Here is a 13,240-nt window from a genome sequence, read left to right on the forward strand (position 1 = left end):
CCGAGGAGACCGGCGATACGTCGGCCCCCACCGAGGAGACCGGCTCGGCCAGCGGCACCCTCATCGGCGCAGGCGCCTCGTCGCAGGCCGCGGGCATGCAGGGCTGGCAGGCCGGATTCCAAGCTGCCAACCCGGATGCCACGGTCGAGTACGACCCCATCGGATCGGGCGGCGGCCGCGAAACCTTCCTCTCGGGAGGCTCCGACTTCGCCGGCTCCGACGCCGCGCTGAAGGACGACGAGTTCGAGCAGTCCAAGGACCGCTGCGCTGGTGACCAGGGCGCGATCAACCTGCCGCACTACATCTCGCCGATCGCCATCCCGTACAACCTCCCGTCGATCGAGGGCAGCACGGTCAATCTGACTCCGGAGCTCGTTGCTGGCATCTTCGCCAATGAGATCACGAACTGGACTGACCCAGCAATCGCCGAGATCAACCCCGACATCGAGTTCCCCGACCTCGCGGTCAACCCGGTGCACCGCTCGGACGACTCGGGAACCACCGAGAACTTCACCGACTACATGGCGCAGACGGCTCCCGACATCTGGACCTACGGCCCCATCGAGCCATGGGACGTCTACGGCCCGGGCGGTGGCGAAGGCGCCCCGCAGACCAGTGGTGTCGTCGCCGCAGTCGCAGCCGGCGAGGGATCGATCGGGTATGCCGATGCCAGCCAGATCGGTGACCTTCCGGCCGCCGCAGTCGGTGTCGCTGGCGAGTTCGTCGAGTTCAGCCCCGAGGCTGCGGGACGAATCGTCGATGCTTCCGAGCGCACGGGCGGACGCAGCGAATACGACTTCGCCATCGAAGTGAACCGCAACCCTGACACGGCCGACTCATACCCGATCGCGCTGGTCTCGTACCACATCGTCTGCCTCGAATACGAGGACCAGGAGACGGTCGACCTCGTCAAGGCGTTCATGACCTATGTCGGCTCCGAGCAGGGACAGGCCGACGGCGCAGCCGCGGCAGGTTCGGCACCGATCTCGGCAGAGGTCCGTGCCGAGATCCTCGAGTCGATCGATCAGATCAGCGTCGCCGGCTGACTCATCCGACCAATGTGCACTGAACCGACGCCGGTTGGCACCGCAGCAGGCTGCGGCGCCACCGGCGTCGGTGCAGTCACCGGCCGCTCATTCCGCCACCTCTCCGCCGGAGTCCTGACCACGTGACGATCACCGAGAACCCACCTCCGCAGGCTGCCGAAGCCGATTCCTCGTTCACCCAACCGATCAGCCGTCTCGGTGATCGGGTGTTCGGCGGTCTGTCCTTCGGCGCGGCCGCCTTGATTCTGGTGACGCTCGCCGCGGTCGCGATCTTCCTGATCACCGAAGGCCTGCCGACGTTCACCGCGGACGAGGGCGAGTTCGACCGCTCGTTCCTCGCCTACGTCGGCCCACTCGTGTTCGGGACGACCTACGCAGCGGCGATCGCCCTGTTGCTCGCCACGCCGGTCGCCGTCGCCGTCGCGCTGTACATCTCCCACTACGCGCCAAGGCGACTCGCGAAAACGCTCGGCTACTTCGTCGACCTGCTCGCTGCGATTCCCAGCGTCGTCTACGGCATCTGGGGCATTGCGGTGCTGGCACCGATTCTCTCCGATTCGCTCTATCCGTGGCTCGAGGACAACGCGGCCTTCCTGCCGTTCTTCGGGCCGACGGCATCGACGAGCGGCCGAACGATGATGACCGCCGGCATCGTTCTCGCGGTGATGGTGTTGCCGATCATCACGGCGATCTCCCGAGAAGTGTTCCTCCAAACGCCCCGACTACACGAGGAAGCATCACTCGCGCTCGGCGCGACTCGCTGGGAGATGATCCGCCAGGCCGTTCTGCCCTTTGGCCGGTCCGGCGTGATCTCGGGTGCGATGCTCGGTCTCGGGCGAGCGCTCGGCGAGACGATGGCCGTCGCGATCATCCTCGCCCCTGCCAACGGCTACTTCTGGAACGTGATCACCAACCAGAACTCGAACACGATCGCCTCGAACATCGCGCTCTCGTTTCCCGAGTCGTCGGGCCTCGAGGTCAACCGGCTGATCGCCACCGGCCTCGTGCTGTTCGCCATCACGTTCGGCGTCAATGCGATGGCTCGCAAGATCTCGAGTACCGGTTTCTCAGGAGCAGACTGATGACGCTCATGACCGACGCCCTCGAGCCGACCCGGTTCGATTCCGATGACGACGACGCGATGCGCGGTGGGGTGTACACGCGTGCCGTCAGCGTCGCAGTCCGGCTCGGAGCAATCGGGCTGGGTGCTCTCACGTGGTTGCCTGGCGGCAGCGTGAACTGGGCACGCTGGATCGTTGTTTCGCTGTTGGCGTACATGCTCTTGACCTACGTGGTGGCGCGCCGCGTCGAGTCGAAACGACAAGCGACCGACCGGCTCGCGACCGCCATGGTCACGAGCGCGTTTCTGGTCGTCCTGCTCCCACTGGTGTCCGTCGTCTGGACCGTCGTCGAGCGCGGGTCGAACCGCTTCGACTCGACGTTCTACACCGAGACGATGCGTGGCGTGTTCGGTGAGATCGAGGGCGGCGGCTACCACGCAGTGGTCGGCACGCTCGTCGTGACAGCGCTCACCGCGCTGATGTCGGTACCGTTCGGGTTGTTCACGGCGATCTATCTCGTCGAATACAGCTCGAAGTCGAGCCGGTTCTCGCGCGCCGTCCAGGCACTGGTCGACGTGATGACCGGAATTCCCTCTATCGTCGCTGGTCTCTTTGCCTACGCATTCTTCGTCTTCCTCGACGGCATCCCCGTGCTCACGGCCCTGTCGACCGGCGTCGGACACCGGTCCGGCCTCGCCGGCGCAGTCGCGCTCACACTGTTGATGACCCCCGTCGTGATCCGGGCGAGCGAGGAGATGCTCAGACTGGTACCAAACGAACTCCGCGAAGCTTCCTATGCGCTCGGCGTACCGAAGTGGAAGACGATCGTGAAGGTCGTGCTACCGACCGCAATCGCCGGCATCTTGACCGGCGTCGTGCTTGCCGTCGCCCGCGTCATCGGCGAAACGGCACCATTGCTGGTCACGGTCGGGCTCGCACAGGACACCAACTGGAACCCGTTCGAAGGGCGCATGACCACACTGTCGGTCTACACCTACTACCAATACGTGCAGCCAGGCGTCCCTCCGCAGGTCGGCCAGGACAGAGCGTGGGCCGCAGCGCTGTCGCTGGTGATCATCGTCGGCATTCTCTTCACGATCGCCCGTGTCCTCTCGACCATCCTGAAACCGAAGGGTCTCAAGTGAGCTCCAACAACCATCTGGCCGCAACGGCCTCTACGCTGGAAGAGTCCACCGCACCCCGTACTGAGGCGTCCATGACCGAGTCCGTCGACATCCCTGCTCCGGCACCGACCGAGACCGCTGCCGGCGGCGTCGCCGTCGACACTCGCAACGGAATCGAGGTCACTGACCTCGACATCTACTACAGCGACTTTCTCGCCGTGGAAGGCGTGAGCATGACGATCAACCCGCGATCGATCACCGCGCTCATTGGCCCGTCAGGGTGTGGCAAGTCGACGTTCCTGCGTTCGCTCAACCGCATGCACGAAGTGATCGAGGGTGCATACGTTCGCGGCAGCGTCGTGATCAACGGCAACGACCTCTACGGTCCCGGTGTCGATCCGGTCGCTGTGCGCCGCAAGATCGGCATGGTCTTCCAACGACCCAATCCATTCCCGACGATGTCGATCTTTGACAACGTGATCGCAGGACACAAGCTGAACTCGAAGCGGATGAAGCGCGCCGAGAGTGAAGACCTCGTCGAGAAGTCACTCAAGGGCGCGAACCTGTGGGAAGAGGTGAAGGATCGGCTCGACAAGCCGGGATCGGGCCTGTCTGGCGGTCAGCAGCAGCGGTTGTGCATCGCTCGCGCGATCGCGACGTCGCCCGACGTGCTGTTGATGGACGAGCCGTGCTCGGCGCTCGATCCGATCTCCACCCTGGCGATCGAGGAACTGATGCTCGAACTGAAGAACGATTACACGATCGTCATCGTCACGCACAACATGCAGCAGGCGGCCCGCGTCTCAAACCGCACCGGCTTCTTCTCGATCGCGGGAACGGGAAAGCCGGGCAACTTGATCGAGATGGATTCGACCGAGAAGATCTTCTCGAATCCCGCGCAACAGGAGACCCAGGACTACGTCACCGGGAGGTTCGGCTGATGAACGAGCTGCGGTCGAACTTCCACGATCAACTCGCCGAGATCAGGCAAGGCATCGCGCAGATGAGTGCAGGTGTCACCGAGTTGGTGCCCCGGGCCACGCAGATCCTGCTCGATGGTGACCTCGAGGCGGCCGAATACATCATCCTCGGCGACGACGAGTACGACGCGAAGTCAGTGGAACTCGAAGAGCGCTGTTTTACGAGCATCGCACTCCAGGCCCCCGTCGCGTCCGATCTCCGATCGCTCGTGTCGGCCATCAAGATCATCGCGGACGTGGAACGCTCCGCAGACCTGTGCGTCAACATCTGCAAAGCAGCTCGCCGGATCTACGGCCACGAGCTCGATCCCAACCTGCGGGGCGTCATTCAGAAGATGGGCGATCAGGCCACCGTGCTGTTCAAAGAGGCGACCGAGACGTACCTCAACCTCGACGGTCCGCGGGCTGGGGCCTTGCACGACATGGACTCCTACCTCGATGACCTGCAGCGTCAGTTCATCCAGGTGATCTTCGAGAGTCACGCCGCAGGCAACATCGACCTGCAGGTGGCCGTGCAGCTCGCCGTGGTCGCACGGTTCTTCGAGCGGATCGGTGACCATGCGGTCAATGTCGGCGACCGCGTTCGGTACATCGTCGACGGCTGGGTGCCGGAACACCCGTATCCCGAGAGTGACAATGATCCGCCGGAGATGGTCGACGGCGTCGTCGTGGCCGACGGTGGCTGAGACGCTGACGTGTCGCCCCTGCTCGCGTTGTTGCTCGGTGTTGTGGTCGGGGTGGTGGCAGGGATCATCGTCGCGCAACGTGCCGTTCGCGAAGCGCGCGATGGTCGCCGACGGACCGGCTCGATTGCGCACTCGATCACGGGGCCGATCGACGCCGAACGTGAAACCGATGCGGAACTCGCGCAGGGCTTGCGCAGCGCGGTGGATCGATTGCAGATGGGCGTCGTCATGTGCGACACAACACTGAAACCCACATATCGCAACGCCTCGGCTGATGCCCTCACCGGTACCCACGGCGGCGTAATCGTCGATGCACATCTGCAACAGCTCTTCGCCCAAACACAGTCCGGTGAGCCCGCCGGTGCCATCGTCGAACTACAGGGCCCGCCGAAGACGACGTTCAGCATCGAGGCCATGCCGATTCCTGAGGGTGGAGCCGTCGCAACGATTGAAGACATCAGCGAACGCGTGCGAATCGACTCGATGCGCACCGACTTCGTCGCCAACATCTCGCACGAACTCAAAACACCCGTCGGTGCCATTGCCGTGCTCGCCGAGATGCTCGCCGACGAGTCTGACCCGACCGTCATCAACACGTTGTCGAGTCGCGTCGTCGACGAGTCGCACCGTGCAGCACGGACCATCGATGACCTTCTCGAGCTCTCGCAGATCGAATCGAGTCACCGTCTTGATGACGCTGTCGATCTGGCCGCCGTCGTTGCAGAATCTGTGTCTCGTGGCCGAATGGTTGCTGACGGACGCGGTGTCGAGGTTGAGTCGATGGAAGCTCCGGACAAGGTGTGGATCCGGGCGGACCGGGCGCAGCTCAGTACCGCGATCGGCAATCTGGTCGAGAACGGGGTCAAGTACAGCGACTTTGGCGGGCTGGTCCAGATTTGTGTTCGCCAGAACGAACGCTGGGTCGAAGTCATGGTTGTCGACCAGGGCGTCGGGATCCCTGCCGCCGACCTCGACCGCGTGTTCGAACGTTTCTATCGAGTGGATAAAGCTCGGGCGCGACAGACCGGCGGAACTGGTTTGGGGCTGGCAATTGTGCGCCACGTTGCGAACAATCACGGCGGGGTGGTGTCGGTCCAGTCCCAAGAAGGGGAAGGCACCACATTTGCGTTCCGTCTTCCCTCGCGCTTGATCGTTGCGCCACCGGCGCAGCCAGCGGCCTTCGTGACGAGCGACGACGTGCCGACCGGCTCGGGCGGTGAGCCACCGTCGGCGCCGATCTCAAAGAAAGTGAGCATGCCCGATGAGTGAGGCTGTGATCCTGGTTGTCGAGGACGAGCCTTCGTTCGTCGAAGCGCTCAATATCGGCCTCGTGCGCGAGGGATTCACGGTGCACGTCGCCGTCGACGGCGTCGAGGCGCTCGAACAGTTTGACGCGGTCGGGCCCGATCTGGTGCTGCTCGATGTGATGCTGCCGAGGCTCTCGGGGATCGAGGTGTGCCGGCAGATCCGCAAGAAGAGCCGGGTCCCCATCATCATGGTCACTGCCAAGAGCGCCGAGATTGACACCGTCGTCGGGCTCGAGGTGGGTGCCGACGACTACGTCACCAAGCCATATCGCATCCGAGAGTTGGCTGCGCGGATGCGAGCGGTGCTGCGGCGATCGCCCGCGACGCCTGACTCGACTGTCGGGCTGGGCAACCAAAGCATCGAAGTTGGCTCCGTGGTCCTCGACCCCGACGCACACCGTGTCACCGTCGATGGCGCCGATCTGTCGCTTCCACTGAAGGAGTTCGAGCTGCTCCACCTGCTCTTGGTCAATGCCGGCCGGGTCTTGCCACGCGAAACACTCATCGACCGGATTTGGGGCCATGATTACGTTGGTGACACCAAGACCCTCGACGTGCACATTAAGCGGCTCCGCAGCAAGCTCGAAGCCGACCCGAGCCAGCCTGTCCTGATCACCACCATCCGTGGCCTCGGCTACAAATTCGCTCGCTGACGGTCAGGTCGGGGACCTCTGCGTCAGCCCGGATCGCTTGATGTCGGTGAGTAACTCGGGCCGATGTTTGCTCGACCTTCGGCAGTCTGATCCTCAGCGAGTTCGAGAGTGTCTGAGAGTTGCCGGGCGGGCGGTCAGTCTTCCTTGTCGTCGGTTTCGCTGAAGGCGGGGAGCGGGTCGGCGGCCGTTTTGACGATGCCCAGCAGATTGGCGACGATGCGCTTCAAGTACCGGTAATAGATGGCACGTGGCACGACTTCGCGGCCTGGTCGATCTGAATGGAGGTAGCCATCGATCTTTGCCTGGTGTTCAGCGACCAGCGCGAGCACGCGCGTCGCGAAATCTTCGGTGCGTTCCGCATTGGGTTCGCCGAGCAAGTCGGCCGCCTCGCCGAACATGGTCGAGATGAGGCCGCGCTCTGCCAACATTGCCTCAGTGTCAGGCTCGCCGGACAGCCGGACACCGCTCTCGGCCAGGTCGAGCACGTTGGTCGCCTGGTCCCCGATGCGTTCAATCTTCTTGAGCAAGAGGATCATGCCGAGGACGGAACCGATGTCTGACGAGCCCTGCACGGTGACGTGCACGACCAATTCGGCACGCAGCTGTTGCTCCATGTGATTGATGCGTTCGTCGGTCTCGCGAATGTCGGCATCGACCGCCGAAGTATCGGTGTTGGTGAGCAATGCGAGCGTCGCGAGGTCAAACGAGTGGCGCGCGTCACCCAGCATGCCGACCGATTGAGAAACGATGTGGTCGAGACCACTCTCACGCTTGCTGAAAAATGACATCACCATGATCGAAAGACTCCTTCGCGATTGTTGGAACGAATGGTTTGAAGATCGCGACTCATCCGAATATGCCCACGCCGATGAGGGGGAGGACGATGAAGGCCGTCATGACGTACACGACGGCCCACGCGGGACGTCGGAACGCCACTTCGGCGAGGCCCTCCGCGAGCTGGACGGGGACGTAGCGAATGAACCGCGGAACGTAGAGCAAGGCGATGCCCATGACATTGAACGTCGTATGCGCCAACCCGACCGTGAGCGCCTCCGGTACCGATGCTGCCAGCGCGGCGAGTAAGGCCGTGATGGTGGTGCCGACGTTGGCTCCCAGCGTGACCGGGTACGCGTTTCGCAGCGAAAGGACCCCTGCGGCGGCGAGTGGAATCAGAATTGATGTCGTGATGCTGGATGACTGGACGGCGACGGTGATGGCGAGACCGAGCAACATTGCAATCGAACCGGAGCCCTTGCCGAGCACATTGTTGACCGATCTCTCGACACGATCCGCGACGAGTTCGCGCATGTTCTTGGTGATGAACGTGAGCGAGAGAAGGACAATGACGAGGCCCGTCAGGACGACCGTGGTTCCTAGGACGTTGCCATTCAGACCGACCGCCTCCCAGATGTCGACGATCCACTCGACGGGTTTCTTGACCCATGTCTTGACTGGACTCTTCCACTCCGAGCCGGCGGTACCGACGAGCCGGTCGCTCATCCACGTCGCCGTCTTCGATACGACGCCGGTCAGCAACTCAAGCGGGAGAAGTAATGCGACCGCCATGACGTTGAAGAAGTCGTGCACCGTGGCTGCAGCGAAGGCCCGCTTGAACTCACTCGACTGCCGGACGTGACCGAGCGACACCAACGTGTTGGTCACGGTGGTGCCGATGTTGGCGCCCATGATCATGGGAATCGCAGCCTCGACACTGATGCCTCCGGTTGCGACCAGACCGACGATGATCGATGTCGATGCCGATGAAGACTGCACCAGGACGGTTCCAAGGATGCCGACGCAGAGGCCAGCGATCGGGTTGTCGACACTTGAGAAGAGCTTCTCCTGGGTGTCCTCGCCCATGATCTTGATGCCCTTTTCCAGGGCGGACACGCCGACAAGAAAGGTGTAAATCAGACCAAAGACCAACGCTGAGCGCAGCCATGTCGGCATGTCGAAGCGAGTCGGCTGTTCTTGAGCGGCAATGGCCATACGAATCGAGGAACCTAGCCGATGTTGCGACTCATCCCGTAAAGAACACAAGTCGGTCGCCGCCTGCGTCGTCGCCAGGGGCGGCCACTGGACGCGTACTATGTGTCCAGTGGAACGAAGGACACCTGCCGCTGCGCCGGCGACGTCGAAGTTCCGACGCCTCGCGATCACTCACGCGTTGATGATGGGCGGCGACGCGGCGATGGTCATCGCTCTCGCTGACTCCCTGTTCTTCGATATTGATCTCACCGCAGCGCGCACCCGCGTGATGCTGTTCCTTGCAATCGGTTTTGCCCCGTTCCTGTTCGTCGCACCGTTGATCGGCCCACTGATCGACCGGGCTGCAGGCGGGCGACGGCTCGTGATCCAGATCATCGCAGTGATTCGTGTCGTCCTGCTGCTCCTGATGGCGAAGTACATCGATGCGCTCGCCCTCTTCCCGCTCGTGTTCGCCAGCCTGGTACTCCAGAAGGGCTATGTGATCTCGAAGTCTGCACTGGTGCCGTCGACGGTGCGGTCAGAAGACGAACTCGTTGAGGCCAACTCGAAACTCGGTCTCATCGCCGGGCTCACCGGCATGGTCGCAGTGGTCCCAGCGGCGGTGTTTCTCAAGGCGATCGGTGCGCCAGCGACGCTGGTCTACGGTGCACTCATCTTCGTCGGCGCGTTCCTCAGCGCCACCCGCTTGCCACGAGAGGTGATTGCTGCCCACGCCGTCGACAGTGAGGAGTCGGTGCAACTGAGGTCAGGCAGCCTCCACAATGGCGCGATCACGATGACGGTGTTGCGCGCCTGTGTGGGCTTCACCTTCTTCCACCTGGCGTTCTGGCTGCGAGAGCAGGATCAAGGCGCCCTGTGGTTTGCCGCTGTTGTCGGCGTCTCGGCGCTCGTCGCGATGGTCGGCAATGCCATCGCACCCCGCCTGCGGAACCGGATGCGCGAAGAAACGATGTTGGTGAGCGCGTTGGCCATTGTGGGCACGGCTGGCATCGGCGCCGCGCTGCTCGGGGGCCCGATGGGTGGCGTCATGCTTGCCGGGGCGTTGAATCTTGTCGCAGCAATCGGACGGCTCAGCTTTGAGAGCATCGTGCAGCGCGATGCCCCTGGAGCCAACCAGGGACGGGCCTTTGCGAAGTTCGAAACACAATTCCAGTTCGCCTGGGCGGCTGCAGCGTTCGTCGCTGTGGCGATTCAGGTGTCCGGCCCGATCGGTTTCCTCATCGTCGGCATCGTGGCGCTGGGAACACTGGTCAACTTGGTTGTGGGCACGAATCGGGTCGATGCCCGACGTCGCCAGCGCCTTAACCGAGGTCGGTCTCGGCGACGCGGGCCAGCCAGAGGCCAGGCGCCTCGATCTCGTTCGGGGTCGGCATCGCGTCGACCGAAGTGAACAACGGCGCGAGCCCGTTCTCGCCGGCCCGGTCGACCACGCCTTGCACGAACGCCTTGCCTCGAGCCGTTTGATCCGCTCCAAGTCGGATGCCGAGCAATCGCTCGACAAAGAGATCGTCAGGTGACGCGTCGGCGCGACGACGGCGAACTGCCTCGGCGATCTGGAGTGCATTGCCACCAATGATCCGGACGGCCACGGCATCGACAACCCAGTCGATCACGCCGATGGTCACAGCGACTGCGGCATCGAGTTGTGGCTCCATTGCCAACTGCTCGTCGGACCGGACAGCGCCAAGGAGTACCTCGGGGTCGCCGAAGGCGGCTTGCATGGCGGCCATTGGGTCGGATTGATCCATGTCGAGACCGGTGAGTTTGTCGGAGATTGCCGACGCGTCAGGTTGGAATGCGCCGACGTGGCGCTGGACGAGCGAGCGCAGGTGTTCAGCGATGTGCGGGATTGACAACAGGGTGTGTCCGGCCAGTTCGTGTGCGATGACCCACAACCGCATCTCGTCGAGCGGAATCTCCCATTCGGCCGCGAAGGCGTCGATCGTCGGTGGTACGACGACGAGCGCGGGCGTCGCACGCGGGATCGGGAGGTCATACACGCCGAACGCCCGGCGCGCGAGTCCGCCGACCATGGATCCGACGCTCATGCCCATCATGGCCGGCGCCATCATCTTGCTGAGCCCGGCCATCATCTGCGCCATCGGGTCAGCGGAGGCATCGGTGGCAACATCGTCGGTCTGTCCGAGCGACGTTGCGAGGTCATTGAACAACGGGCGATAGGCATCGAGGGTCTGTGCGGCCCACTGCTCAGCAGTCGCAACCTCGGGGTCGGCGTTTGCGACCGGGAGTTGCATCACATCGGCAACGTGCAGGCGCGCAATGTTCGCGAGTTCCGCATACTTGATCCGGACGGACGGGTCGATGTTGGCCGTGGCGGTCGGAGCACCCCCGCCGGTCATCATTCCGGCCATGTCGCCACCGCTGGCCGCGAGCAGCGCGAACTGGCGGGCAGCGTCCCAGTTGAGGGGGCCCTGCCCAGACAGGGCTCTCGACAAGTCGCCGAAGAGCGGCATGCCTGCAAAGGGATTGAAGTCACCCTCACCGCTGCCATCGCTCGGAGTGATGGAGTCGTCGTTGCCGTCGTCCATGCGACGAGGATACGGCCGCCCGGGTGGTTCGCCGCCGCGGCCGTCAGTCGCCACACCACAACCGCCACCCGAGGCGCGCACTATCGTCATCGACGTGAGTGCACTGATCGACGCTGAAGCTGCCGCGGCTGGTGCTGGAGCCGCGCACAGGAGCCCACGCGCCACCAAGCCGTTTTCGGGCTCGCTGACCGTTGTCCTGACCGGCACGACTGGCCCACTCCAGCGGCGCGTCGTTGCCGGCCTCGAGTCGCTGGGCGATGTCACGGTGTTCGAGACAACCGGCGATATCACTGGGCTGGAGGGCGACACTGCCGACGTCGTGCTTGACATGGCGAGCAGTGATCACGACTGGCTGGCCATCAATCGCGCAAGTGCAACACAGTTCGCAACAACCACCCTGTCGATTGCCGACGAATTGGTGGCCGACCAAGTGGTGTTTGTCTCGTCGGCCATGGTGTACGGGGCAAACGCCAACAATTCGTTTCCACTCACCGAAGAGACGGTGCTTCGGCCCGACAATGAGTTTGTGTTCGCACGGCAACTCGCATCGGCTGAGGAACTCGTTGAACAGTGGCGACGCAGCCGAAGCGGCCGTCGCACCTGCGTGCTTCGTCCCGCGATCTCCCTCGCAGGCGACGGCAACTCGCGCCTTGCCGGCGCGCTGGTCTCGGGACTCGGTAAGCGGTTCGCCGAAGACGACCCGCCATCGCAGTACGTGCACCTTGATGACCTCGCGGCGGCAATCGTCATTGCGGTCCAGCAGCGACTCGACGGCGTCTTCAATGTGGCGCCTGACGGCTGGATTGCGGGCGAGCGCGTGCGTGCGTTGTCCGGCGAAGGTCCGCGGTTGCCGCTCCCAGAGCGAGCCTCTGAGGTGCTTGGCAGCCTGCGCTGGCGATTTCAGCGGGGCCCAATTCCTCCGGGTCTGCGCTCGTATACGCATGAGGCGTGGGTCGTGTCGAACGGTCGTTTGGTCGCCGAAGGTTGGCGTCCGACGGTGACGAACGAGCAGGCCTACGTCGAGGGCACAGAAGCGCGCTGGTGGACGATGATTTCGCCGAAGCGTCGTCAAGAGCTCGCGCTTGGTGCCGGGGTGGGGCTCCTGTCGCTCATTGCCATCATCGGCATTGTTGTCGGCCGGCGCTGGTGGCGACGCCGCCAGCGGTGAGGTCGTGGTTTGTGCTCTGGTGGGTTAGTCGAGGCTGATCGACGCGCCGACGAGCAGGTCGTGGCTGACGATCAGTCGCCCGGCGTCGAGGTGACCGACGATCGTGCCCTCATGATCGACAACGATGGCGGTCTCGGTCAGGTTGAGCCGGCTGACGTCGCGCCAGGCAACTGAGTACGCGAACTGCTCGGTCAACACGATGACTCGGTCGTGAAGGTCCGGGAGGACGGCCTGAACCTCAGTGTTCCCGTCGCCGGGCGTCGAGCGAAACGCTGCCGACGGAACGTCGGCAATGGCATTCGGAACCGCCATCGCGCCGGAGAGCATGATCGTCCGAATCGTTTCCGCCGTCGGAACTGCCGTGCCGGCCGCATCGCGCAGCGCTGACGCCGCGGGCACCGTCGTTGCTGAGATGGCGGTGGTGGTTGTGGTCTGCCGAGGGGTCAACGTGATGGCCAAGGCAGCGACCAGGGCAACGGCAACCGTGGCGCCCATGGCTGCCATCGCTCGCGTGCTGCGAGTGGCCTCGGGCACGGCGACGGGCGCGCCCATTTCTGAGGGATGTCGCCACGTACGTTCGTGTGGGGGAAGCGGTGCACTGTCCACGGGAATGAGACTGTAGTGCCCAGTTTTCGCTGGCTGATCGCGGGCACTGGTGGGGGCAGCCGGTCGCAAGG

At 63.7% G+C, this 13,240-nt stretch carries 13 protein-coding genes; 9 read left to right on the top strand and 4 right to left on the bottom strand.

What is annotated here, in order from left to right; translation table 11 throughout:
- From ACH2DW_RS08215 to ACH2DW_RS08245, 7 genes are all read left to right on the top strand, one after another.
- Positions 1-1,046, top strand: a 1,046-nt coding sequence (locus ACH2DW_RS08215) for a phosphate ABC transporter substrate-binding protein PstS (protein WP_394929253.1), incomplete at its 5' end; no start/stop codon positions are given.
- A gap of 122 nt (positions 1,047-1,168) precedes the next feature.
- Positions 1,169-2,128, top strand: coding sequence for a phosphate ABC transporter permease subunit PstC (gene pstC / locus ACH2DW_RS08220; RefSeq protein ID WP_394929254.1), 960 nt, complete (start codon positions 1,169-1,171; stop codon positions 2,126-2,128).
- 59 nt (positions 2,129-2,187) lie between these two features.
- A complete protein-coding gene (gene pstA / locus ACH2DW_RS08225) occupies positions 2,188-3,252 on the top strand; it encodes a phosphate ABC transporter permease PstA (protein ID WP_394929299.1) in 1,065 nt (354 codons plus the stop codon).
- A gap of 71 nt (positions 3,253-3,323) precedes the next feature.
- A complete protein-coding gene (gene pstB, locus ACH2DW_RS08230) occupies positions 3,324-4,172 on the top strand; it encodes a phosphate ABC transporter ATP-binding protein PstB (RefSeq protein ID WP_394929255.1) in 849 nt (282 codons plus the stop codon).
- Complete coding sequence (gene phoU / locus ACH2DW_RS08235; RefSeq protein WP_394929256.1) at positions 4,172-4,897, top strand: phosphate signaling complex protein PhoU; 726 nt, start codon at positions 4,172-4,174, stop codon at positions 4,895-4,897. Before pstB ends, phoU begins: the two co-directional genes overlap by 1 nt.
- A 9-nt stretch (positions 4,898-4,906) precedes the next feature.
- A complete protein-coding gene (locus tag ACH2DW_RS08240; RefSeq protein WP_394929257.1) occupies positions 4,907-6,166 on the top strand; it encodes an ATP-binding protein in 1,260 nt (419 codons plus the stop codon).
- The gene (locus ACH2DW_RS08245; RefSeq protein WP_394929258.1) at positions 6,159-6,857 is read left to right on the top strand and encodes a response regulator; all 699 of its coding nucleotides are present in this window, start codon (positions 6,159-6,161) and stop codon (positions 6,855-6,857) included. The genes ACH2DW_RS08240 and ACH2DW_RS08245 overlap by 8 nt, the downstream gene beginning before the upstream one ends.
- A gap of 134 nt (positions 6,858-6,991) precedes the next feature.
- Here ACH2DW_RS08245 and ACH2DW_RS08250 read toward each other — a convergent pair whose 3' ends face one another.
- Together ACH2DW_RS08250 and ACH2DW_RS08255 are read right to left on the bottom strand one after the other, a co-directional pair.
- The gene (locus ACH2DW_RS08250) at positions 6,992-7,645 is read right to left on the bottom strand and encodes a PhoU domain-containing protein (protein WP_394929259.1); all 654 of its coding nucleotides are present in this window, start codon (positions 7,643-7,645) and stop codon (positions 6,992-6,994) included.
- Positions 7,646-7,703: 58 nt separating this feature from the next.
- Complete coding sequence (locus tag ACH2DW_RS08255) at positions 7,704-8,846, bottom strand: Na/Pi symporter (protein ID WP_394929260.1); 1,143 nt, start codon at positions 8,844-8,846, stop codon at positions 7,704-7,706.
- Between the two features lie 109 nt (positions 8,847-8,955).
- Here ACH2DW_RS08255 and ACH2DW_RS08260 point away from each other — a divergent pair, with 109 nt between their 5' ends.
- On the top strand, positions 8,956-10,236 hold the full coding sequence (locus ACH2DW_RS08260) for an MFS transporter (RefSeq protein WP_394929261.1): 1,281 nt from the start codon (positions 8,956-8,958) through the stop codon (positions 10,234-10,236).
- Here ACH2DW_RS08260 and ACH2DW_RS08265 read toward each other — a convergent pair.
- Positions 10,148-11,395: a zinc-dependent metalloprotease gene (locus tag ACH2DW_RS08265; protein WP_394929262.1), complete on the bottom strand. Its 1,248-nt coding sequence runs from the start codon at positions 11,393-11,395 to the stop codon at positions 10,148-10,150. The two genes, ACH2DW_RS08260 and ACH2DW_RS08265, sit on opposite strands and share 89 nt — an antisense overlap.
- 94 nt (positions 11,396-11,489) lie before the next feature.
- Here ACH2DW_RS08265 and ACH2DW_RS08270 point away from each other — a divergent pair, with 94 nt between their 5' ends.
- Positions 11,490-12,563: an NAD-dependent epimerase/dehydratase family protein gene (locus tag ACH2DW_RS08270; protein ID WP_394929263.1), complete on the top strand. Its 1,074-nt coding sequence runs from the start codon at positions 11,490-11,492 to the stop codon at positions 12,561-12,563.
- A gap of 24 nt (positions 12,564-12,587) precedes the next feature.
- On the opposite strand, the gene ACH2DW_RS08275 is transcribed toward ACH2DW_RS08270, so the two are convergent.
- The gene (locus ACH2DW_RS08275; protein ID WP_394929264.1) at positions 12,588-13,169 is read right to left on the bottom strand and encodes a hypothetical protein; all 582 of its coding nucleotides are present in this window, start codon (positions 13,167-13,169) and stop codon (positions 12,588-12,590) included.
- Positions 13,170-13,240 lie beyond the last annotated feature (71 nt).

The sequence above is a fragment of the uncultured Ilumatobacter sp. genome (assembly GCF_963980585.1).
Classification (GTDB): domain Bacteria; phylum Actinomycetota; class Acidimicrobiia; order Acidimicrobiales; family Ilumatobacteraceae; genus Ilumatobacter_A.